A 22,124-nucleotide genomic window follows, 5' to 3' on the forward strand; every position below is an offset into this window, starting at 1 on the left:
TCGTAAATGTATTTCATACCATACTTTTTTAGAAGTATAAAAATGGTTTGCATGAAATAACGTGTGGCAGGTGGTATTATAGATATATCAAATCCGGTGCCGGGTGGGAGAGTGGGATGTTATGAACAATATTGACTAAAGTAGGAACTGTTCAGTGTTGAAGTTGGAAAAGCAGGGGGGGAAGTAAAAAATTAACTAGCTGATGTGATAATTTGATAATGTGATAATGAATACAAAGGGCTGTATTTTACATTATCACATTATCAAATTAGCCAATTATCACATTATTTATAAAGTCTTCAATACATCGTTCATATTTCTTACCGCATCGGCGCTTTTGTTGAAGAGCGCTTGTTCTTCAGCATTCAAACCGAAGTCGAGGATCTTTTCCCAACCGTTTTTACCGATGGTAACGGGAACGCCCAGACAAATATCTTTCTGACCGTATTCGCCATTCAGGCTAACGCAGCAGGTGAACAATTTCTTCTGATCGCGTACGATGCTTTCTACAAGGGCTGCTCCGGCTGCTCCGGGTGCATACCATGCGCTGGTACCAATCAGTTTGGTAAGGGTAGCACCGCCTACCATGGTATCGGCAACTATTTGTTTTTGTTTTTCTTCGCTCAGGAAATTTGTAACCGGTACGCTGTTCCAGGTAGCAAGGCGAATCAGTGGGATCATCGTTGTATCGCCGTGACCACCTACTACAACCGCATTCAGATCGGCAGGGCTGCAACCCAGGTGCTGGCTCAGTTGATATTTAAAGCGGGCGCTATCGAGTGTACCACCCATACCAATGATCCTGTTCTTTGGCAAACCGGTAGCGGTAAGCGCCAGGTAGGTCATGGTATCCATTGGGTTACTGATAACGATAATGATGGCATTGGGTGAGTGTTTCAGAATATTTTCGGCAACGCCTCTCACAATACCGGCATTTACTCCAATCAGTTCCTCACGCGTCATACCCGGTTTGCGGGGCAAGCCTGATGTGATCACCACTACATCGCTTCCGGCTGTTTTGCTGTAATCATTGGTACTACCGGTAATACGGGTGTCAAATCCCAGTAAGGCAGCAGTTTGCATCATGTCCTGGGCCTTACCTTCTGCAAAACCTTCTTTAATGTCCAACAATACCAGTTCTTCAACCAGTTCGGCGCGGGCGATATTATCAGCGCAGGTAGCACCCACTGCACCGGCGCCTACAACAGTTACTTTCATCAGAAAAAATTTAAGGTGTTGAGCTAATTTTTGCGCAAAAATAGGGCGCGAATAAAGAATATTAATTTTTATTTATCGCTTCGGTAGCAATTGTTCCCAAATTCGAAATAGCTACTCCTTTTTCCCAAAAGCGGCCAGCAGCTTATCGATCTTTACATTGCCCTCGAAAGTGGTGACCAGCTCGCCGTTTTTGTCGTATAATGCCTGGTAGGGCAGGCTTTGGATCTTATAAAAAGGGGGCAGAAAAAATTTTGTATCGCGGCCCATTTTAATATTGGGGTAGCTGGCGATCTTTTGCGATTTGTAAAACGCCACCATTTCTTCAAAAGGCTGGTAGGTGATCATTATGATCTGGTACTTCTTCAGGTCCTTCATCCGCTTTGCCATATCGGCCCACTGGTGTTTGCAATGGTCGCAGTCGGGACTGAAATACATAATAATAGTAGGCTGGTTTTTAAGATTGTCCTTTGTAAGGTTGGTACTGTCGGCCTGTAAAATAGTAAATGGCGGTACCGTGGGGAACCGTTTGTAGGCCGGACTGTCGGGTGGTAATGTTTGGGCTGATGCCAATTTTGCCACAAGTAACAGGATAAAAAGGAATAACCGGTTTATCATAGCGTATGTTATTTAGGATGAGTGTTTTCCAGGCGCTGCCCGGTGCTTGCCAGCTGTATTTTGTATTTGCTTTAAGCTTTCGGCTTTAAGCTTTCAGCTGTATTCCCCTCACATTTATTTTTTTTCAAAAATAACAGTAAATGAACAGGATATAAACCCGGGTTGGCCATTTAACAAAAAAGATTTGGATAGTGTTACGAATAATTCGTAGGTTTACGAAAAGTTCGTAGATAATGGAAAAACTAAGTATACAGGAGGAACAGGCCATGCAGGTAATATGGAAAACAGGCGAGGGCAACATAAAACTGTTTCTAGATAATATGGAAGAAAAGCCGCCTTATACCACGCTGGCCTCCACCGTTAAGAACCTCGAAAAAAAAGGACTGGTTGAAAGCCGGCTCGTAGGCAACGCCTATTTATACCGGCCGGCGGTTTCGGAAGAGGAATATAAAAAGCATTTTATGAACGGGGTGGTGAAGGATTACTTCGACAATTCGTACAAACAGCTGGTGAATTTTTTTGTGGAGCAGAAGAAGTTGAGTCCGAAGGAGCTAAAGGATATAATAGATATGATTGAGAATGAGGGAAAGAAATAGAATGTAAGAAATTACCATCTTACTTCTTAATTCGGTCACAACAAATTCACATTACTCCCAATTTAGCAATATGCTACTTTACCTAATTAAACTATCGATCGGCCTCTCCATCGTTTACTTATTCTATCAGTTATTTCTGAGAAGACTGACCTTCTACTGTTGGAACCGCTGGTACCTGCTGATCTATTCCATGGTGTGTTTTGTAATACCTTTTGTAAATGTTTTTACAATTATAGTAGAACGGCCTGCCCTGCGCGAATCGGCCATCGTAAACTATATACCCGCCATTACACAAATTTCGCCCGCAGCTGCTGAAGCCGGCGTTCCGGTAACATCTTCAGCGGTTGGCTGGGTACAGGTAGCAGTTATTGTTTTCATTGCCGGCGTGTTATTCATGCTGATGCGCCTGCTGGTGCAATATTATTCATTGTATAAAATGCGGTCGAAGGCGGTATTGCTGTATGACGAAAAAGTAAAGCTGTACCATATCGATGAACCGGTAATGCCTTTCTCTTTTGGCCGCGGCATTTATGTAAACCAGCACCAGCATAGCGAACATGAGTTGAAAGAGATCATCCGCCATGAATTCATTCATGTAAAGCAACGGCATTCGCTTGATATTCTCTGGAGCGAAATATTGTGCATCCTTAACTGGTATAACCCTTTTGCCTGGCTGCTGCGACACGACATTCGCCAGAACCTCGAATTCATTGCCGACCAGCAGGTGTTGCAAACAGGCCTCGATCGTAAACAATACCAGTACCTGCTTTTAAAAGTTATAGGAGTTAATTCATTTAGTATAGCCACCAATTTCAATTTTTCATCTTTAAAAAGAAGAATAGCCATGATGAACAAAGCAAAGAGTGCCCGTGTGCACCTGATCAGGTTCCTGTTTCTGCTACCGCTGCTGGTGGTAGTATTGTTAGCATTTAGAAATTCAACCCAGGGGCAACAACAGCCGTTAAAGGGAGCGAAGACCGATACCATACCGGCAGCTCCAAAAACACCAGCCGGCTGGAAAGACATCAATACAATTGATGTCACTGACTATCAAAAGGTGACCATCCGTTTAAAGAACGGTAAAACGGAGAAGTATGACCTGATAAATACAAAAGAAAGGGAGGCGTTTGAGAAAAAATATGGCGCTTTGCCCGAACCGCCAACGCCGCCGATGCCCGTAATGCCCGACAACAACGAACGGCCCGAAAATCCTGAAGCCCCCGAAAGACCGGAAAGACCGGAAGCGCCTGAAAAAATGGAAGCACCCGAAGCGCCTGAGCGGGCCGAAGCCCCCGAAGCCCCCGAACCACCGGAGGCGCCTGAAGTAACGGAGAAAGCCCCATATACTATTAACCTGCAGGATTGCCTGAATAGAAAGGGATATTGTATTACGGTGGCCGATAATTATGGCGAATGTGTGGTGATCGTGAAAGACAAAAACAACAAGATCGTTGAAGCCGTGGTGCTTACCGATTGGGATAAGGACAAAAAGTATACAGAGAAATACGGTGAAATTCCGCCCCGGCAAATACAGCTCATGCCCAAATACAAAACGGGGCAGCCGGTGAAAACAACAAAACCGGTTGCCGGAATAGCGGCCGATAAAGAAGTAGTGGTGATCGGCAGACCGGTGGAGGTAAAAAAAGTGATCGCTGTAAAGGCTACAGCCGACCCCAAAGCAATCGCTGCGGTAAAAGCTGAATCCGGGGAGGTAGTGGTTATAAGCAAACCGATGGAGGTAAAAATTGCAAAAGCCACAAAATTAGCCACTGACCGCAGCGCAACGTTGCCGGTTGCATCGGCCCCTGCCGGAGCTATTGTGGGCAAACCGATAGGCGCAAAGGAAGCCGTGAACGGGGTGATCATAATCGATAAAATAGAAGGCAAACCGGCAACAAACGTGAAACCTGCAAAGCCGGTTGAAAAGACCGAAAAGCTTATAAATGTAAAGATCGTAGAATCGGCAAAGGCGAAAGCGGCTGCCGAACCAAAAAAAGCTACGCCCGCCGAACCCCGCCAGGAACAGTAAGCAGGATACCTACCTAATATTCACCCCCCAAAAAAAAACAATGCAGATCTAAGTATAAACTGTCCATTTTGCCACCTGACAATTTTGCCATAATTTTGCTGCCACTTTTTGAAATTGTCCCGATAGCTATCGGGATGTTTTTTGACTTTTGAAATATTAATTATTTATGGCAAATACCTCAGATATCAGCCGCGGCATGATTATTAAACTGGATGGAAGTTTATACACAGTGGTTGAATTTGGTGAAAATAAAACTGCCCGGGCTGCAGCCAAGGTATGGGCAAAATTGAAAGGAGTTGACAATAACCGCAGTATTGAAAAGACCTGGAACAGCGGCGATTCCATTCACCCGGTTCGCGTTGAGCGCAAAACATACCAGTTCCTGTATAAGGACGATTCAGGTTACAATTTCATGGACAATGAAACGTTTGAACAGGTTGCGCTTGCAGAAACCCTGGTTGATGCGCCCCAGTTCCTGAAAGAAGCCCAGGAAGTATCTGTACTCATCAATACCGAAACCGAACAACCGATGAGTGTAGAACTGCCCGATAAAATTGTATTGAAAGTAACTTATAGTGAGCCGGGTTTGAAAGGCGATACGGCTACCCGTACATTAAAACCTGCCACAGTTGAAACCGGCGCTACCGTTAACGTACCGCTGTTTGTTAACGAAGGCGAGCTGATTCGTATTAATACGAAGACCGGTGAATATGTTGAACGCGTAAAAGAATAATACAGGAACTTACGTTATAACGGGACAATGGAACAAAATTCCATTGTCCTCTTTTTTTGGGGCAAATGCCCGGGTGCCTTTTTAAAAAGGGTTTTGGATATATTTAGTGTGTAATCCTTATCTTAGCCGCCTGTTCTACAGGACTTAAACGACAAACTAAAATTTTACCAGATGGATTTTAAACAAATTCAGGAGTTGATCAAAATGATCAACAAATCAAATATCGGGGAAGTGACGATTGAAGAAAAGGGATTTAAATTAACCATCAAACAAAAAGAAGAACCGGTTCAGAATGTCATTGCAGCTCCTGTACATACCGCTCCTATGATGACCGCTATGCCTCAACAGGCTCCGGCTGCCCAAACTGCCGCACAAGTTACCTCGCCTGCCGGTGACAAACCAAAAACAGCAGATGCAGTTGCTGACAATTTTATTACTATCAAAAGCCCGATGATCGGTACTTTCTACCGTAGCTCTGCACCCGGAAAACCGGCGTTTATTGAAATAGGCGATGAGATCACTCCCGGCAAAGTAGTTTGCATCATAGAAGCCATGAAACTGTTTAATGAAATTGAAAGCGAAGTAAAAGGCCGTATTGTAAAAGTACTGGTAGAAGATGCTTCACCGGTAGAATACGATCAGCCATTGTTTCTGGTAGAACCTGCTTAAACTAATTAGCTGGTGTGATAATTAGCTAATGTGCTAATGAATACATTTCGAATCGCATTAACATTAGCACATTGGCAAATTGGCATATTAGCATAACTTGTCCCGAGGAAGTCGGGATTATCAATCAAATTCAATGTTCAAGAAAATATTAATTGCCAATCGTGGAGAAATTGCCCTGCGGGTCATTCGTACCTGTAAAGAAATGGGCATCAAAACGGTTGCTGTTTATTCAACCGCCGATAAGGACAGCCTGCACGTGCGCTTTGCCGATGAAGCTGTTTGTATTGGAAAGGCGGCAAGTTCCGACTCTTACCTGAATATCCCTCACATTATGGCCGCGGCTGAGATCACCAATGCCGACGGTATTCACCCGGGTTATGGCTTCATGGCCGAAAACGCCCGTTTTGCGGAAATCTGCGGGGAACATAATATCAAATTTATTGGACCCACACCCGACCAGATCAGGTCGATGGGTGATAAAATAACCGCCAAGGAAACCATGATCAAAGCCGGTGTGCCCGTGGTACCCGGTGGTGAAGGTTTATTGGAAAGCCTTGAAGAGGCCCAGACACTGGCAAAAGAAGTAGGTTATCCCATTATCCTGAAAGCCACCGCAGGTGGTGGTGGTAAAGGGATGCGTGTTGTATGGAGCGAAGAGGAACTGGAAAAGAACTACAATACCGCCAAAGCCGAAGCCGGCGCCGCATTCAAGAACGACGGTATTTACATGGAAAAGTTTGTGGAAGAACCACGCCACATTGAAATACAGGTAGCCGGCGATCGCTATGGTAAAGTATGCCATCTTAGCGAAAGAGACTGCTCGATCCAGCGCCGTCACCAGAAACTGGTTGAAGAATCTCCTTCACCATTCATGACGCCCGAACTGCGTAAGCGCATGGGTGAAGCCGCAATCAAAGCCGCCTCTGCCATTGGTTACGAAAGCGTGGGTACCATCGAGTTCCTGGTTGACAAACACCGCAATTTCTACTTCATGGAAATGAATACCCGTATTCAGGTAGAACATTGCGTAACCGAAGAAGTAACGAACTTCGATCTTATTAAAGAACAGATCAAGATCGCACAGGGCGAAGCCATCAGTGGTTTGAACTACGAGCCGCAGTTACACGCTATAGAATGCCGCATCAATGCCGAAGATCCGTATAACGATTTTCGTCCCAGCCCGGGCAAGATCACAACGCTGCATCAACCCGGCGGCCACGGTATCCGCATCGATTCGCATGTATATGCAGGCTATGTAATTCCGCCGTACTACGATTCAATGATCGCCAAGATCATCGCAGTAGCACGTACCCGCGAAGAGGCCATCAATACCATGAGCCGCGCATTGAGCGAGTATGTGATTGAAGGTGTAAAAACAACGATTCCGTTCCATCAGCAACTGATGAAGAACGAAGACTTTATAAAAGGCAATTTCAACACCAAATTCTTAGAAACGTTTAAGATGGTGTAGGCGTTCCGATAAATCGGAACGGTTGAAAAGTTGACGGGTTGATAGGTTGACAGGTGTTAAACCGCTTGTCAACTTGTTAACCCCGCAAAGCGGGGCAAGCTCCGTCAACTTTTCTGCTTTTTTGCCACGCTGTCTTTACTATTTGTTTCGAACCGCCGTTTGCGCCAATCCTGAAGCAGGGCCTTCTGCTCCCCGGTAAGAATTTCATCCAGCTCCTGTTGGTTCTTCAGCTCCTGCATTCGCTGCCGCCTGATGATAATGGCAATCCTTCTTTTTTGATCATCCGATAACTTCAGTTCATTTAGTCGCAGCCGCAAACGCTCCTTTCCATTTAAGTCGAAAAAGCGTTGCTGTGCATTGGCTGCAATACCCCGGCCGAGCAATAATACAGGCAATAAAATCAAAACCCACTTCATAGCTAAAGCATTTATACGCTGAACGCTTAATGCTTAACGCCAAAACACGTTTTTGTAGCGTTTGGCATTATACGTTCCGCCTTTTGTTTTGACCTCGTTGAATAGAAGGAGTTTAACTATGGGCAAAACGCATAACCGTGAAACCGGTATATGACTACATTTTACAGATGAATATAACAATGGAAGCGATCAGCCGGCCAGTTCTTTTGTCATGGCGTCGAGTTTGTTCTCCACTCCATAAAACACGGCCAGTTTGCGGATCACGCTTTCAACCACCGCATCGGGACAACTGGCGCCGCTGGTGATAAGAATGCGGGCAGGGTTGCCGGTGGGCAGGTAACCGGTTGCTATGTGTTCTTCCCTGGTGTGAAAATTATAATGCAGAATATTTTTTTCGGAAAGCAGTTTATCGGGCGAGCTGATAAACCAGGTTGGCAGCTGCAATTCGCACAATTCGGCGAGGTGCGTGGTGTTGCTTGAATTATAACCGCCTACTACAATGGCCATATCGGCCGGTGTTTGCAACATGCCGGTAACCGCGGTTTGGTTATCGTTGGTGGCGTAACACAGGGTATCGCGGGTATCGGCAAAACGGCTTTCAATAGTTTCGGGCGTTAAACCATAATGCTGTTGAATGGTTTGCTTCAGGTATTCGGCAATGGCCTGTGTATCGGTAGCCAGCTGGGTAGTTTGGTTTACCACCCCAATGCGTTGCAGGTGTTGCGCCGCATTGAATCCTGCAGAGAACCTGCCGGCAAATTCAGAATAGAATTGCTCAACGGGTTTTTCGCCGGTAATGTATTTTGCCAGGTTTTCCGCCTCCTGCATATCGTTCACAATTACAGAAGGTGCATTGCTGGCGGCATGCGAGAACGTTGCCCTGGTTTCTTCATGTTTGGGTTTGCCATGAATAACGATGGTGTAACCTTTCTTCGCTATCTGTTCGCTGCGGTTCCACACTTTCTCAACAAAAGGGCAGGTTGTATTATATTTTTCTACCGGAATACCCAGCGCGTTCAATTTTGATTCTATTTCGAGCGTTGTACCAAAAGCCGGAATGATCACCACGTCATCGGCTGTCAGTGCTGAGAATGGGATCAGCTGATGACCGTAGTTGTCCTGCAGAAACTGAACGCCGCGGCTTTGCAGATCGGCATTCACCTGCGGGTTGTGGATCATTTCGCTTAACAGGAAGATGCGTTTGCCGGGATTCGATTCTATAGTGCGGAAAGAGATCTCGATGGCATTTTCAACCCCGTAGCAAAAACCGAAATGGCGGGCCAGGTAAATATGCAACGGATCGAGCGACAGCAGGGTAGGCGTAAAATCCTTCTTCATTTTGTCCTGCTGTTTACGGCTGTTTTTGATGGCCGAGATCAGCGGGCTACGGTAGGTAACAGGTACATTAAATGTCTTCATGCCGAAACGAAGGTACGAAGAAGTTGCCGGTTACCGGGCGCCTGTTGCCAGTTTCCGGCGCCTTGCATGAAGAGCGAACCGCTCCTGGCCGGTTCTCAGGTTTTTTTACCAGGTACCCGGAATACCGGTAACCTGAAACTGTATTTCCTGTAACTGATTCTTAATACTTTATACCAACACTGAAACCTATTTATTATTATTGATAAGTTGACCGTAATTTTACTTAAACCAACCAGGAATGAGATTTATGCAGCGACGATTTACACCGGTAGCATGGAGCATTGACAGCAGTATATATGAAGTAAATGTTCGTCAGTATACACCCGAAGGAACTTTTAACGCTTTTGCCGAACACCTGCCGCGGCTGAAAGATATGGGGATCGATATTTTGTGGTTTATGCCCATTACCCCAATTGCCAAAGAAAAACGGCAGGGAATGCTCGGCAGTTATTATGCCTGTTCAGATTATAAGGCCATCAATCCCGAGTTTGGGACAATAGAGCATTTTACCGCACTGGTGAAAAAAGCCCACGAACTGGGGATGAAAGTGATCATTGACTGGGTAGCCAACCATACCGGCTGCGATCACATCTGGACCAAATCGCACCCCGAATATTATAAAAGGGACGCGGAAGGCAAATTTTACGATACCAATAACTGGCACGATGTAATTGACCTCAATTACTACGACCATGGCATGCGCACAGCGATGTTAGATGCCATGTCATTTTGGGTAAAACAATGTGATATAGACGGTTTCCGGTGCGATATGTGCCACCTGGTGCCCCTCGATTTCTGGAACCGCGCCCGGGTAGAACTGGATGCCATAAAACCATTGTTCTGGCTGGGTGAAACCCAGGATGTTATTTATTTACAGGTGTTCGATTGTTTATATGGCTGGCGCTGGATGTCGGCCACCCAAAAGTATTTCCGGCAGGAAATTACGCTCACCCAGTTGAAAGATGTGCTGAACCATTACCAGTTCGACCTGCCCGCGGGTACGGTGCCTATGCTGTTCACCAGCAACCACGATGAAAATACCTGGAACGGTACCGAGTATGAAAAATATGGCGATATGGCCGCGCCGCTGGCAGTGTTCAATTGTACCTGGAATGCCATTCCGCTGGTTTATACCGCACAGGAACTACCCCTGCACAAACGGTTGCCATTTTTCGATAAGGATGAAATAAGCTGGAACGGCAAGCCACAGCTTCACGACTTCTATAAAACATTATTACAGCTACGCAAACAACACCCGGCCCTGCAAATTGGCGAGGCTGCCAAACCACAGTTGCTGAATACCACCGATAATGAGCGGGCGCTGGCCTTTATTCGCAGGGCCGAAGGAAAGGAACTGCTGGTTATTGTGAACTTTACCGGCAACGACGTGTCACTGCAATTACCGGGCGCCCAGATCCAGGGTAAGTTCACCAATGTGTTCACCCAACAGCCTGTGACCGTTAATGGTTCCTTTTCTGCACAGTTGAAAGGGTGGGATTACCTGGTGTTGGTACGATGAACGCCAAACGCTGAACGCAGAACGCTTAACGCTTAACGCAGAACGCTTAACGCTTAACGCAGAACGCTGAATGGCAAGCGGGTTAAGTAAAGATAAAAGAAAAGGGAGCAAAAGATCTTCACCTTTTGCTCCCTTAATATGGAAGTTAAAAAACGCTTATTGAATTACTGGGCGCTGTCGAGGTTGATGACGATGGGGTAAACACCTTCATAACCAGGATAGATACCTTCCAGTTTAACACTGCCCGACGCTCCTTCAAGTACCTTTTTCAGTTCTTCAACACTGGCAACGTCTTTGTTGTTCGCTTTTACGATCACATAGCCTTCCTGAATTCTAACCTTGCTGAACAAACCACGCTGGCTGATGGATTTAACCAATACACCACCCTTGATGTTAAATTCCTTTGCATCTGCCTTGCTCACATTTTCAAGGTCGGCGCCTAATTTATCGAGCACTGAATTCTTTACGATATCGGTGCTGCCGGTTTTATTTTTCAAAGTAATGGCAGTTGTATACTCTTTACCGGCACGTTGATAGGTAAGCGTGATCTTGTCGCCAGGACGGTAAGTAGCGATCTGACCAATAAGATCGGCGCCGCTTACTACAGGCATATTGTTGATTTTGGTGATAACGTCGCCTTTTTTGATACCTGCGGCAATAGCTGCACCACCTTCACGAACGGTCATAACGTATACACCACCGTCGTCTTTGATACCGTTTTGCTTTTTGTCCTCATCGCTCAGGTTATCTTTCGGATATTCAATACCCAGGTAAGCTCTTTGCACGGTTCCGAACTTAATAAGGTCAGAAACGATCTTCTTTACGATATTAACCGGAATGGTGAATGAATAACCTGCATAAGCGCCTGTAGGTGAAGCAATGGCCGAGTTGATACCGATAAGTTTACCATCGGTGCTTACCAGCGGCCCGCCACTGTTGCCGGGGTTCACCGCAGCATCTGTCTGAATGAACGATTCAACAGGAGTATCGCTTTGGCGGCGGTTGATCTCCAGTGTTCTGCCTTTAGCGCTAACGATACCGGCGGTAACGGTAGTTTCAAGCGTTAACGGATAACCTACAGCCAGTACCCATTGGCCAACTTTCACGTCGTCTGAATTGCCATATAACAGGAAGGGTAAACTCTTTGCCTCGATCTTGATAACGGCCAGGTCACTGCTTGGGTCAGAAGCAATGAGTTTGGCTTTAAAAGATTTTTTATTGGTAAGGGTTACTGTTATATCATCAGCTCCGTCAACCACGTGGTTGTTGGTAACAATGTAACCGTCTTCACTGATAATGGCGCCTGAACCGGAAGCCATTTGCGGAATAGAACGGTATCTGTCGCCAAAGAAATCATCCAGGTCGGGGAACAGGTCGCCGAACGGATTGTTCCGGGGCAGGTTATTGCTTACGGTACGCGTAGCTTTTGTTTTAATGTGTACGGTAGCAGGAATAGTAGCATCTGCCGCTGCAGAAAAGTCTACCGGGCCTACGCCGGCAACGCCATTAAAACCGGCATAGTTAGCCGGGATCTTTCCCGTATCGCCTTCCTTCTGATATACATATGTATCATGGCTGAAATGATTAACTCCCCACATCGTTACACCTGTAGTGGAGGCACTGATAAGTACAATAGCCAGTATTTGTTTCCACTTCATAATCGTTATAAATTTTTTATGAGATTTTACTAGTTTCAAAATATATGCCTGACAACAACAAATTAACGTCAGGAAATATAGTAAACCAGCGTTGTAGTTCCGGTTTAACAATTAATTTACTAAAGTCTTCGTACTTGCTCACTCCAAATTTACTGAAAAGTAAGGAGTAATGACTGAATATGCACGTTCAGAAGCAGGAAAGTTAAAAAATTTTAACCTGTACGTCCGCTGCGGGTAAGTGCAATATTTTCAGTTGATTTTGACAGTTTTTCATATATCCCGCAAAAATTTCATGACGTCAACCCCATCGGCGTAATCGGTAAGCGATGGCGACTGCGCTTTGCCAAAAGGTATGTGGTTCTTACCCACTATACATTGCACATCTTCATTATTGGTAAGTATTGCTTCCGGTTGTTCGCCCGGTTTGTAATATTCAAAATTCAGCTGGCTGATGGGGGAGAACAGTTCTTTGCTTTCGGTAAGCAAAATGCTCTGGTTGGCCATATAGTATTGCCTGTTCAATAGCAGTACTGCCAGAATATAGTCGTAATTGTGTTTGTATTTGTGCAGATCGGTGAGGTGATCGTATTTTTTGAACGCATTCAAAAGGGGAATGAAGTCGTACTGTTCGGGAACATATAGTTTGGTAACGTTACGGCAGCCTAAACCGAAATACTGGTATACATCATCGGCCAGCTGGTTCAGTTCCTCGGGACTTTCTTCTCCGGTTAAAATGGCAACTGAGGTGCGGTTGCGGCGAATGATGTGCGGGTATTTGCTGAAATAGTAATCGAAATACCGGGCAGAATTATTGCTTCCGGTAGCTATATAAGCATCACAGTTCTTTAACATTTCGGCAAATGAAATGAGGTGGCGGGTGCGTTCATCCCAGTCGTGTAGTTGTTGAACCAGGTGTTTTAAAAGCACATCGTCTTTTGACGAAAGTTTTATGGTTTGGCGGTGACCGGAGATAAAAACACATAAAAAGTCATGAAATCCGACAAGGGGAATATTTCCGGCCATTACGATGCCCACATTTTTGGGAGCGGTATTATCGGCCTGGAAACTGTACTGATCGGCCCAGGCGGTCAGTTTGTCTTTTTGTAAAAAGGCGAGGGCTATATTCCGGGTAGCCAGGTCAATGAATTCGGGGGTGAACCAGCTGTTCTGATGGCTGGCTTTCTGTTTGGTTGCCTGCCAGTTATCGTTATCCTGTAAAATATATTCACCTAACCGGTTCAATAAAACGATTCGTTGTTGTAAATTCATTCCACCTTATATTTGTCGTGCAAAAATAGATGTATTCAATTCACGGACCTGTAATTGGGCCGGTTTAAAATTCAGCAAGTTATGGCTATAAAAATCACCGAAGAATGTATTAACTGCGGCGCCTGTGAACCCGAGTGCCCGAATAATGCTATATATGAAGGTGGGGTAGAATGGAGAGTAGCAGATGGCACTACTGTAAAAGGATCTTTTGTTTTAAAGGATGGATCGGTAGTTGATGCCGACGCGCCAAATGCGCCTGTCAGTGTTGATACATATTACATTGTTCCGAATAAATGCACCGAGTGCCAGGGTTTTCATGAAGAGCCGCAATGTGCAGCCGTTTGCCCGGTTGACTGCTGTGTTCCGGATGAAATGTATGTTGAAACAGTGGAAGAGCTGATGGCAAAAAAAGAAAAACTGCACATCTAGGAAAGTAAAGAAACAGGCAAAAAAATTTTGATAAACGCCTGCATATTTCTTAACTTTCTATCAGAATAGTAATGTAGCCTTTGTGCTACTTGTAAGTGGCGGGTGATATTTCCTGCCGTATTGAGGTGAAGGATTAACGACCTTCACCTTTTTTGTTTGGGCCTCCCCTGACCGCCTGGTGGCGGGGAAACTATAAAATCTTCCGGAAATGGCTTTAAGGATAACTTAACCCCTACAAACCTGCCTGGTAAGTTTCGGGCTTCCCTTCCTTTTTCGTTTATTTGCTAAAAATTTTCCAACCTTACATGAAGCCCAATATAGCCTTTGTAACCGGCGGGTACTCCGGTGAAGCAGAAATCTCCTATAAAAGTGCGATCACAATTGAAAAGAATGTTGATACCGACAAGTTCAACGTATACAAAATAGATATTACCCCCCGCGGCTGGTTTTATGAGGCAAATGGCCAGAAGATCACCGTTGACCGGAATGACTTCTCACTGACCATAGATGGCAAAAAATTAACATTTGATGCGGTATTGATCGGCATTCATGGCACACCCGGCGAAGATGGCCGTTTACAGGGCTATTTCGACCTGGTTGGATTGCCTTATACCTCTTGTGATTCAGCTACTTCTGCATTAACTTTCAATAAAAGATATACCGTGGCCATAGCGGCCTTTGCTGGCATAAATGTTGCCAAATCTGTTCATATTTTTAAACACAGCCCGGTTAGCCCCGATGAGATCCTGAGCCAGTTGACATTGCCTGTGTTTGTAAAGCCAAATAACGGCGGTTCAAGCATTGGCATGAGCAAGGTGAATGAGGCGAAAGATCTGGCCGGCGCCCTGGAAAAAGCGTTTAAGGAAGATGACCAGGTATTGGTTGAAGAGTTTATTGAAGGCCGTGAGTTCACGATCGGCGTATTTAAATCGCCCAAAGGCATTATTACGCTGCCGATCACTGAAGTGATAACGAAGAAAGATTTCTTCGATTTTGAAGCGAAATATAAGGGACTAAGTGAAGAAATTACCCCGGCCCGGGTTGATGAAGCCATTGCAGAAAAAGTGCGCAGTACGGCAAAAAGAATATATGAGCTTTTTAATTGCGGTGGCGTAATACGGATCGATTTTATTTATAACGAAGCCAGACAGGCGCCGTATATGCTGGAGATCAATACCGTACCGGGACAAAGTGAAGCAAGCATAGTACCGCAGCAGGTACGTGCCATGGGCTGGACGTTAAAGGAGTTTTATTCGGCACTGATCGAAGATGCGTTGACGAGGAGAGGGTAATTTGATAATGGGATAATGGGATAAGCGGGCCGGCCAGATGAAGTAAAGCCATAACCTTCGCGAGCCGTTTCACGATTGCCGATTCACGATTGCCGTTTCACGAACAGATTATATACGATTGACGAACTTAAAACAAACAGATACTACCTTGTTTAAATTCATGACAGGGAAACCCCTTTGGGTACACATCCTAACCGGGATCATTTTGGTTATATTAGCGGTAGTTGTGTTCCTGCAATCGCTTCACTGGATTACCAGGCATGATAAAACCCTTACCATTCCTGCCGTAACTGGTAAATCGTATGAGGATGCCCGTAAAATACTGGAAAGCAAAGGTTTTGAAGTAGAGCTGCAGGATTCGATTTACAACGATACAGCAAAGCCGTTATCGGTATTACGCCAGTTCCCCGAAGCGGAAGCTTTGGTGAAGGTGAACCGTACCGTATACCTTACCGTTAACAAAGCGGTAGCGCCGCTGATTGAAATGCCCAACCTCGAAGGGATGAGCTTTCGCAGTGCCGAAATAACGATGACGCAATATGGGTTGAAGCTGGAAGATACTTTTTATCGCACCGATTTTGCCAAGAACTCTGTACTGGAACAACAATTCGATGGCGAGCGCATAAAAGCAGGCGCTAAAATTCCGCAGGGAAGCAAGATCGTGCTGGTGCTGGGCAGCGGGTTGGGACATGAAGATTTCAGCGTGCCCGACCTGGTGGGCTTAACGTATAACGATGCAAAAGTGCTGCTTGAGTCGAATGGCCTGAACGTGGGTGCGGTTATACCAGATATTGATCCCAATGCATTTGTAGGCCGCCAGGCTCCCGAACCCCTGACGATGGATGGCCGCGTGAACCGGATAAGGCAGGGTCAGAGCGTTGACCTTTGGCTGCAGCCCGACAAGCCGGTAAAACCAACCGTACCGGAAGTTCCAACACATGAACAATAAAATAACTTAAATAGCATTTTATGCAAAACATAACTCCTGAAGAAGTAAAAGAACGTCTTGACAGAGGCGAGCAGTTAAACCTGGTAGATGTAAGGGAACCGCATGAGCGTGCCGAATTCAATATCGGCGGCGAACATGTTCCCCTCGGACAGGTGCAAATGATGCAGGTTGATCAGTTGGAGAACCTGAAGAATGAAGAAGTGATCGTGTATTGCCGCAGCGGCAACCGGAGCGGACAGGCAGCTATGATCCTCGAAACGCTTGGGTTTACGAATACCAAGAACCTTTCGGGTGGTATGCTGGCCTGGCAGTCGAAGTTTGGGCAGTAGCAGCGCGAAACGGCAAACGTGAAAGGGCTTCCTTATGTTCATACTCCTGAAATATTGCGGGTTATTGACCATGCACCTTAGGTACAGCCTGATTTATTAAACTCAATCCATATCACCTGTGTTCAAATTCATTACCGGAAAACCGCTTTGGGCGAATATCCTGCTGGGTATCGGCATCTTATTGTTATTGTCTTTTATCTTCTTCCAGTCTTTATCGTGGATCACCCGGCACGATAAATCGCTGGCCGTGCCTTCTGTGACCGGCAAATCGTTTGAAGAAGCCAAAAAGATCCTCGAAGGGCAGGGTTTCGAAGTAGAGATCCAGGACACTGTATATAGCGATACAGCCGCTTTGTTATCGGTTGTAAAACAATTTCCCAATGCCGATACAAAGGTTAAAATGAACCGCACGGTTTATTTGGTCATTAACCGCGATGCGGCGCCTGATATCGACATGCCTAATTTGCTGGGAATGAGCTTCCGGAGTGCCGAGATCACGTTGCAGCAACAGAAACTGAAACTGGAAGATACTATTTATCAGCCCCATCTTACCCGCATGGTGCTCGATCAGCAATTTAAGGGACAGCCTATAAAACCCGGAACAAAAATTCCCATGGGCAGCGGCATTGTGCTGGTTATTGGAATAGGTACGGGCACGGAACTGCTGGATGTGCCAGACCTGATCGGACTTACCCTGGCTGAAGCGAAAGTAATTATTGAATCAAATGGATTTAATGTTGGAACCATTCTGCCTCAGGGCGCCGATGCCACCAGCATGTATGTATACAAACAATCACACAATCATTTAACATCAACGGGAAATGTTAACCGCTTACGTCAGGGTGAGGTGATCGATCTTTGGGTGCAGGTCGAAAAACCGGTTCGCCCGGCAGATAGTACAGTTACGCAGCCGTAGATAATTAAAACGTATTATAAAAAAAGGATCGCGATCGCGATCCTTTTTTTTTGCCGGTTGAACTACAGTTTTACATTCAACCCGATCATAAAGTTGGTGCCCGCCATGGGGTAATAAAAGTTTTCGGTGATCACGTTTTGGTTATACTGGTAGCTGTACGTATAACCATTCGGTGTATACTTTTTATCGAATACATTATTCACCTGGGCAGTTATCGCTATCTCTTTGAACAGTACTTTCCGCAGGGTATAACCGATACGCGCATCCTGTACGTAATATGGGTCGAGGCTGCGCGCTTTGTCTGAGGTATTGTCGAGGTACTGACGGCTTACATATTTACCGATCAACCCGATCTCCAGGTTGTTGACGGGGGTGAAGTTCAATACGGCGGAACCAACGGCAGTGGGTGAAAAAGCGATGTCGGTATTGCCATGAGGCGTTTCTTTTTGTCCGCCATTATCATAATCGTCGAAGTATTCTGTAAAGTCTTTGATCTTGTTTTGGCTAAGGGTAAGATTGGCAGCAATATTGAACCAGTTGGTGCAGTGCACACCGCCCTGCAATTCTATACCCATGCGATAACTGTCGGGCACATTGCTGCGGGTATAGGAGCCAACGTCATTGATCTTGCCGGTAAGCACCAGTTGATCTTTGTACGACATATAATACAATGTAGCTGCCCAGTTGTAATCTCTCGTTTTCTTTTCTGCGCCCAGTTCAAAGTCGTGCAATACTTCTGGTTTGGGTTGCTGGCCGGCGCCCGCTTCAAAATCATCGCGGTTGGGTTCTTTTCTGCCCAACGAATAGGATGCGTATGCCAGGTAATTGTTCTTTGAATACGACAAACCGACTTTGGGGTTTATGAAATCCCAGGTATTGCGTCTGAACAGATCGGGATTGTTTTTGAAGCCGCCGATATAATACAGTACGCGGCGGTATTGCAGATCGGCAAATGCGCGCAGGCTGCCCAATAGATCGATCTGGTATTTTACATACGCATTGATATCTGTTTTATATGCATCGGTATTGTACCAGCGATAGCCATTGGGTATGCCGCCCTGAGCGGCCCAGTTCACATTGCCGAAGTGTTTGCCATCGTAGCGGTTCCAGCCACCGCCAACGATCAGTTGACCGATATCGTCTTTATATTGAACGGAGAATATTTGTCCGTAGAAATAATTATCGAGCCATTGTTGTTGAATAAGGTCGGTTTCGCGAATGGTATCCGTTCCAACAATAACATCATTCAAACCATAATCACTATACGAGCGTACGGGTTTGTAATCTTCATAATACCCTCTTCCCCGTGTTAAAAAGAAGGCGGTGTTCACGGCCAACCGCTCGTTAAAATTATGATTGACGAACAACTGGTAATGGTCCTGCTGGTAATTATCGGTTTGATTGTCGTAGGTGAAATAGTTATACTTCCGCGGGTCGGAGCTGAACAGGTTAACGGAGTCGCGCTGAGTAAAATATAATGTACCCAGGTTGTTGTAATAATGCTCAAGGAGTTTGTCGTTGTTACCGCGTAGTTTGGCCTCGGGAATACCATTCCAGGCCTGGTATGTTTTTTCACTGCCTGAGAACACATTCAGGCGGATAGATGTATTCTTATTCAGGTAAGCGCCAGACAAATAAAACGATTTGAGCGAACTGGAGGCACGGTCGATATATCCATCGCTGGATATTTTGGATACCCGCGCGTCGAGTGTAAAGTGATCGTTGATCAGTCCACTCCCGGCTTTAACCGTATGTTTCCAGGTGTTGAAGGAGCCGTAGGTGTTATTTATTTCAGCATACGGCGTGGTATTGGTTTCATTGGTGCTGAGGTTTATGGTAGCACCAAATGCGCTGGCCCCGTTAGAGGATGTGCCCACACCACGTTGAACCTGGATACTGTTTACCGATGACGTGAAATCGGGCAGGTTAACGAAGAAGGTGCCCTGTGATTCAGCATCGTTAAACGGAATGCCATTGAGGGTAACGTTGGTTCGGGATGCGTCGCTGCCGCGGATGCGGATGCCGGTATAACCCACGCCATTGCCGGCGTCGGAATTCACGATCACCGAAGGTGTTTGATTTAAGATAAACGGCAGGTCCTGGCCAAGGTTGAGTTTTTCAATCTCTTTTTTCGACAGGTTGTTCTTCGTGAAAGGTGCTTTGTCGTCGGCGCGGGTGGCTTTGATCTCAACAGGTTGTAAAAAGAGGTTCAGGCGTTCGAGTGTAATTTCAACCGGTGTACCGGTTATTACGGGCCGATCGGCGGCCCGAAAACCTATGGATGTAACATGCAGGGTATAGTTACCCGGTTTCACTTTCCCGAATTCAAAAGCGCCGTTTTCATTGGTAAGTGTCGACAATCCATTGCTTAGTTCTACGGTGGCGGAGGCAATGGGAGCAGAGGATGCATCTGTTACCTTTCCGCTTATCTGGGCAGACAGGTACTGAACGAATAACAGGTAGCAAATCCCCAAAAACATTTTTTTCATTTGATGATCATCATTGTTTAGCGCCACATAAAAATGACCTTGCGGTACATTTATCCTGGTGCACTTGTGTTGAAAAAATGGTTTGAGAGAAATGCTGCGAAAGTGAAGCGTAGGCGAATGACGGAACTACCTTCCCTGCGCAGGCATTACCCTGATCAGGTTCTACGGGTATTTTCTCAGCATCCCCGCCAACACGGCGGGGGAGCACCCCGGGGAATCTGAAATTCTCTGTTTTTTGAAAGAGGCGGCAAAGATACGAACATATTTTTTAGGGATATTGTAACATATTGGCCGCTTTGGCCGTTTCACATCAAATGAGCATTATGTTCAGTCGCCTTTTAACTTCTATATTATTATTAATCAACCTCATGGGATATAGCCAGGGGAAGGTGATCTATGACCCTAATGTGGTGAAGCGCCCGGTGGAGAGTTTTCAGGCCATTACCGTTTCGGATGGCATCGACCTGTACCTGTCGCAGGGCGGTGAAGAAGTGCTGGCGGTAAGCGCCAATGAGACCAGCCATCGCGATAAAATAAAAACGGTTGTTGAAAAAGGCGTGTTGAAGATCTTTCTTGAACAGGGATGGAACTGGAAGTTCAAAAAACTGCGGGCATATGTATCGGTAAAGGAAATTAAAAAGCTCAGGGCTTCGGGCGGTTCTGATATAGTGGTAAAAGATTCATTGAAATGCGATCAACTGCATATTGTATTATCGGGAGGCAGCGATTTTTCGGGAAGGATAACGGCAAACTTTTTAACCGTTGAACAGAGCGGTGGTTCCGATGCAAATGTGACTGGCAATGCGGTGAATGCAAAGGTAGGGGTCAGTGGCGGCAGCGATTTCAGGGGATATGGCCTCATTGCGGAGTATGCCATTTTGCAAACCAGCGGCGGCAGTGATGCGTCGATAACGGTATTGAAAGAAATGGCGGCTACTGCCAGTGGCGGCGGTGATGTGAACTATAAAGGCAATCCGGTGATAAAATACCGGTCGGCCAGTGGGGGTGGAAGTATTTCGAAGCGGGATTGACACGAAACCAAACCGGGATCATTACCCGGGAAACAACATTGCAAATGTATTTATTGCTATAATTGTTTATATATCTTTAAAGAAGTCTTCGGGTTTTATATCGAGCCCGTGCAATAGTTTCAGGAAGGTACTTAAATACATATCTCCGCCGGCTTCATAGCGGGTCATGGCGCTTCTTGAGATATTGATTTCATACGAAAAGCTCTCCAGTGTTGTTCTTGCCTGGCGTTTGTTCTTCAATAGTTTTCCAATTTTATTCAACATCTTCTCGGTTTCGGCAGCAGACAGTTCCTGGGCTACAGGTCTTTTTGCTGACGTTCTACGTTTTCGCATGTACGCAATTAAGATAGGATTCCCTTATTTTAAAACCCTTGAAAAGGGGCGCTAAGTTATGTGTCTTATAATTAATGTCCTTAAAAAAGTACAGTGAAGAAAAAAAAACAGTAACTTCAATAACGGATAACCGCAGGCTAAGTAATGATTGAAATATTTAATATCATTTATACTATACTGTTTGCGATAGATACCTTACCTCCACGTACAATCAATTTTACCAGACAATACACGGCACTTTTAACCAGAAAGGCGACAGGGCTTCCTTCCCTGATAATGTTCGATTAAAAAAGGAAAAGGCGATGATGACCTGTCTCTTAGTGGGGCGGGTCTTTTTATTTTTGGGGGTGCCGGCTTTTAATCAAGGGGTTACAAAGAGTTTCAATAAGAATTTGATGGAATGGATTAAAGTCTTAAATCGCAACTGAAATATGGTTGCAGATATAGCGGCCTTATTCTTGGGCATATCATAGCTATGTTATCATCATTGTAATGTGATCATACTTCATAAACTGCTTTATATGCAGCCATGCATAATATTTCACTAAACGATTTTGTAAAGACCGCCATTGATTTTGCATTAGTCAATAAGGAAGGCATCAATAAGTTCCTTCATGGGTAGGCCGGAGAGCAGGAGATAATATTATTCTGTATAAGCCCTGACAGATTTGTCGGGGATTTTTATTTTACAGGAGGTATGATATATGGCCAATAAAAAAAGGCTCCCTGTTACAGAAGCCTTTT

Annotated in this window: 20 protein-coding genes and 1 riboswitch; of the genes, 12 read left to right on the plus strand and 8 right to left on the minus strand. The window is 45.4% G+C overall.

What is annotated here, in order from left to right:
• Positions 1 to 288: 288 nt before the first annotated feature.
• A complete protein-coding gene (gene mdh, locus A4R26_RS27890; protein WP_081169819.1) occupies positions 289 to 1,218 on the minus strand; it encodes a malate dehydrogenase in 930 nt (309 codons plus the stop codon).
• A gap of 111 nt (positions 1,219 to 1,329) precedes the next feature.
• Positions 1,330 to 1,833: a TlpA family protein disulfide reductase gene (locus tag A4R26_RS27895; protein ID WP_081169820.1), complete on the minus strand. Its 504-nt coding sequence runs from the start codon at positions 1,831 to 1,833 to the stop codon at positions 1,330 to 1,332.
• A 233-nt stretch (positions 1,834 to 2,066) separates the two neighbouring features.
• On the opposite strand from A4R26_RS27895, the gene A4R26_RS27900 reads away from it, so the two are divergent.
• The 5 genes from A4R26_RS27900 to accC all read left to right on the plus strand — a co-directional run bounded on the left by A4R26_RS27900 (position 2,067) and on the right by accC (position 7,331).
• Entirely contained in the window at positions 2,067 to 2,429 is a 363-nt protein-coding gene (locus A4R26_RS27900) for a BlaI/MecI/CopY family transcriptional regulator (protein ID WP_081169821.1), read from the plus strand.
• A 70-nt stretch (positions 2,430 to 2,499) separates the two neighbouring features.
• Positions 2,500 to 4,458: a M56 family metallopeptidase gene (locus A4R26_RS27905; protein ID WP_081169822.1), complete on the plus strand. Its 1,959-nt coding sequence runs from the start codon at positions 2,500 to 2,502 to the stop codon at positions 4,456 to 4,458.
• 166 nt (positions 4,459 to 4,624) lie between these two features.
• Positions 4,625 to 5,191: an elongation factor P gene (efp, locus tag A4R26_RS27910; protein ID WP_081169823.1), complete on the plus strand. Its 567-nt coding sequence runs from the start codon at positions 4,625 to 4,627 to the stop codon at positions 5,189 to 5,191.
• A 171-nt stretch (positions 5,192 to 5,362) separates the two neighbouring features.
• Positions 5,363 to 5,860, plus strand: a complete 498-nt coding sequence (gene accB, locus A4R26_RS27915) for an acetyl-CoA carboxylase biotin carboxyl carrier protein (protein WP_081169824.1) — start codon at positions 5,363 to 5,365, stop codon at positions 5,858 to 5,860.
• A 133-nt stretch (positions 5,861 to 5,993) separates the two neighbouring features.
• Positions 5,994 to 7,331 (plus strand): acetyl-CoA carboxylase biotin carboxylase subunit, encoded by a 1,338-nt coding sequence (gene accC, locus A4R26_RS27920; protein ID WP_081169825.1) that lies wholly within the window; start codon positions 5,994 to 5,996, stop codon positions 7,329 to 7,331.
• A 104-nt stretch (positions 7,332 to 7,435) separates the two neighbouring features.
• On the opposite strand, the gene A4R26_RS27925 is transcribed toward accC, so the two are convergent.
• Both A4R26_RS27925 and A4R26_RS27930 read right to left on the minus strand, forming a co-directional pair.
• Entirely contained in the window at positions 7,436 to 7,747 is a 312-nt protein-coding gene (locus A4R26_RS27925) for a hypothetical protein (protein WP_081169826.1), read from the minus strand.
• Positions 7,748 to 7,936: 189 nt separating this feature from the next.
• Positions 7,937 to 9,166 carry a 4-hydroxy-3-methylbut-2-enyl diphosphate reductase gene (locus tag A4R26_RS27930; protein ID WP_081169827.1) on the minus strand — a complete coding sequence of 410 codons (1,230 nt, stop codon included), beginning with the start codon at positions 9,164 to 9,166 and terminating at the stop codon, positions 7,937 to 7,939.
• 238 nt (positions 9,167 to 9,404) lie between these two features.
• Between A4R26_RS27930 and A4R26_RS27935 the strand changes: the two genes are divergently transcribed.
• The gene (locus A4R26_RS27935; RefSeq protein ID WP_242675039.1) at positions 9,405 to 10,685 is read left to right on the plus strand and encodes an alpha-amylase family glycosyl hydrolase; all 1,281 of its coding nucleotides are present in this window, start codon (positions 9,405 to 9,407) and stop codon (positions 10,683 to 10,685) included.
• Positions 10,686 to 10,849: 164 nt separating this feature from the next.
• Here A4R26_RS27935 and A4R26_RS27940 read toward each other — a convergent pair whose 3' ends face one another.
• Both A4R26_RS27940 and A4R26_RS27945 read right to left on the minus strand, forming a co-directional pair.
• A complete protein-coding gene (locus A4R26_RS27940; protein WP_081169828.1) occupies positions 10,850 to 12,343 on the minus strand; it encodes a trypsin-like peptidase domain-containing protein in 1,494 nt (497 codons plus the stop codon).
• Between the two features lie 270 nt (positions 12,344 to 12,613).
• Positions 12,614 to 13,612: an acyl-CoA reductase gene (locus A4R26_RS27945; RefSeq protein WP_081169829.1), complete on the minus strand. Its 999-nt coding sequence runs from the start codon at positions 13,610 to 13,612 to the stop codon at positions 12,614 to 12,616.
• A gap of 81 nt (positions 13,613 to 13,693) precedes the next feature.
• Here A4R26_RS27945 and A4R26_RS27950 point away from each other — a divergent pair, with 81 nt between their 5' ends.
• The 5 genes from A4R26_RS27950 to A4R26_RS27970 all read left to right on the plus strand — a co-directional run bounded on the left by A4R26_RS27950 (position 13,694) and on the right by A4R26_RS27970 (position 17,527).
• Complete coding sequence (locus A4R26_RS27950; protein ID WP_081169830.1) at positions 13,694 to 14,041, plus strand: 4Fe-4S dicluster domain-containing protein; 348 nt, start codon at positions 13,694 to 13,696, stop codon at positions 14,039 to 14,041.
• A 305-nt stretch (positions 14,042 to 14,346) separates the two neighbouring features.
• A complete protein-coding gene (locus A4R26_RS27955) occupies positions 14,347 to 15,333 on the plus strand; it encodes a D-alanine--D-alanine ligase (protein WP_081169831.1) in 987 nt (328 codons plus the stop codon).
• Positions 15,334 to 15,538: 205 nt separating this feature from the next.
• A complete protein-coding gene (locus tag A4R26_RS27960; RefSeq protein ID WP_242675040.1) occupies positions 15,539 to 16,282 on the plus strand; it encodes a PASTA domain-containing protein in 744 nt (247 codons plus the stop codon).
• A gap of 20 nt (positions 16,283 to 16,302) precedes the next feature.
• Positions 16,303 to 16,611 (plus strand): rhodanese-like domain-containing protein, encoded by a 309-nt coding sequence (locus A4R26_RS27965; RefSeq protein WP_081169833.1) that lies wholly within the window; start codon positions 16,303 to 16,305, stop codon positions 16,609 to 16,611.
• 118 nt (positions 16,612 to 16,729) lie between these two features.
• The gene (locus A4R26_RS27970) at positions 16,730 to 17,527 is read left to right on the plus strand and encodes a PASTA domain-containing protein (RefSeq protein WP_081169834.1); all 798 of its coding nucleotides are present in this window, start codon (positions 16,730 to 16,732) and stop codon (positions 17,525 to 17,527) included.
• Between the two features lie 62 nt (positions 17,528 to 17,589).
• Here the strand turns inward: A4R26_RS27970 and A4R26_RS27975 are convergent, their stop codons facing one another.
• On the minus strand, positions 17,590 to 20,016 hold the full coding sequence (locus A4R26_RS27975) for a TonB-dependent receptor (RefSeq protein ID WP_081169835.1): 2,427 nt from the start codon (positions 20,014 to 20,016) through the stop codon (positions 17,590 to 17,592).
• Between the two features lie 115 nt (positions 20,017 to 20,131).
• A riboswitch (TPP riboswitch) is annotated at positions 20,132 to 20,238 on the minus strand.
• Positions 20,239 to 20,339: 101 nt separating this feature from the next.
• On the opposite strand from A4R26_RS27975, the gene A4R26_RS27980 reads away from it, so the two are divergent.
• Positions 20,340 to 21,047 carry a head GIN domain-containing protein gene (locus tag A4R26_RS27980; protein WP_165760439.1) on the plus strand — a complete coding sequence of 236 codons (708 nt, stop codon included), beginning with the start codon at positions 20,340 to 20,342 and terminating at the stop codon, positions 21,045 to 21,047.
• 66 nt (positions 21,048 to 21,113) lie between these two features.
• Here A4R26_RS27980 and A4R26_RS27985 read toward each other — a convergent pair whose 3' ends face one another.
• Positions 21,114 to 21,380, minus strand: coding sequence for a helix-turn-helix domain-containing protein (locus tag A4R26_RS27985; protein WP_081169837.1), 267 nt, complete (start codon positions 21,378 to 21,380; stop codon positions 21,114 to 21,116).
• Positions 21,381 to 22,124 lie beyond the last annotated feature (744 nt).

The sequence above is a fragment of the Niastella populi genome, assembly GCF_002078015.1.
Classification (GTDB): Bacteria; Bacteroidota; Bacteroidia; order Chitinophagales; family Chitinophagaceae; genus Niastella; species Niastella populi.

Bases quoted from the DNA above. Each gene is read 5' to 3' on its own strand.
- A4R26_RS27965 (WP_081169833.1), top strand. From the start codon at position 16,303: ATGCAAAACATAACTCCTGAAGAAGTAAAAGAACGTCTTGACAGAGGC.
- mdh (WP_081169819.1), bottom strand. From the start codon at position 1,218: ATGAAAGTAACTGTTGTAGGCGCCGGTGCAGTGGGTGCTACCTGCGCT.
- A4R26_RS27985 (WP_081169837.1), bottom strand. From the start codon at position 21,380: ATGCGAAAACGTAGAACGTCAGCAAAAAGACCTGTAGCCCAGGAACTG.
- A4R26_RS27935 (WP_242675039.1), top strand. From the start codon at position 9,405: ATGAGATTTATGCAGCGACGATTTACACCGGTAGCATGGAGCATTGAC.
- A4R26_RS27940 (WP_081169828.1), bottom strand. From the start codon at position 12,343: ATGAAGTGGAAACAAATACTGGCTATTGTACTTATCAGTGCCTCCACT.
- A4R26_RS27905 (WP_081169822.1), top strand. From the start codon at position 2,500: ATGCTACTTTACCTAATTAAACTATCGATCGGCCTCTCCATCGTTTAC.
- accB (WP_081169824.1), top strand. From the start codon at position 5,363: ATGGATTTTAAACAAATTCAGGAGTTGATCAAAATGATCAACAAATCA.
- efp (WP_081169823.1), top strand. From the start codon at position 4,625: ATGGCAAATACCTCAGATATCAGCCGCGGCATGATTATTAAACTGGAT.
- A4R26_RS27930 (WP_081169827.1), bottom strand. From the start codon at position 9,166: ATGAAGACATTTAATGTACCTGTTACCTACCGTAGCCCGCTGATCTCG.
- A4R26_RS27900 (WP_081169821.1), top strand. From the start codon at position 2,067: ATGGAAAAACTAAGTATACAGGAGGAACAGGCCATGCAGGTAATATGG.
- A4R26_RS27925 (WP_081169826.1), bottom strand. From the start codon at position 7,747: ATGAAGTGGGTTTTGATTTTATTGCCTGTATTATTGCTCGGCCGGGGT.
- A4R26_RS27955 (WP_081169831.1), top strand. From the start codon at position 14,347: ATGAAGCCCAATATAGCCTTTGTAACCGGCGGGTACTCCGGTGAAGCA.
- A4R26_RS27945 (WP_081169829.1), bottom strand. From the start codon at position 13,612: ATGAATTTACAACAACGAATCGTTTTATTGAACCGGTTAGGTGAATAT.
- A4R26_RS27980 (WP_165760439.1), top strand. From the start codon at position 20,340: ATGTTCAGTCGCCTTTTAACTTCTATATTATTATTAATCAACCTCATG.
- A4R26_RS27975 (WP_081169835.1), bottom strand. From the start codon at position 20,016: ATGAAAAAAATGTTTTTGGGGATTTGCTACCTGTTATTCGTTCAGTAC.
- accC (WP_081169825.1), top strand. From the start codon at position 5,994: ATGTTCAAGAAAATATTAATTGCCAATCGTGGAGAAATTGCCCTGCGG.
- A4R26_RS27895 (WP_081169820.1), bottom strand. From the start codon at position 1,833: ATGATAAACCGGTTATTCCTTTTTATCCTGTTACTTGTGGCAAAATTG.
- A4R26_RS27950 (WP_081169830.1), top strand. From the start codon at position 13,694: ATGGCTATAAAAATCACCGAAGAATGTATTAACTGCGGCGCCTGTGAA.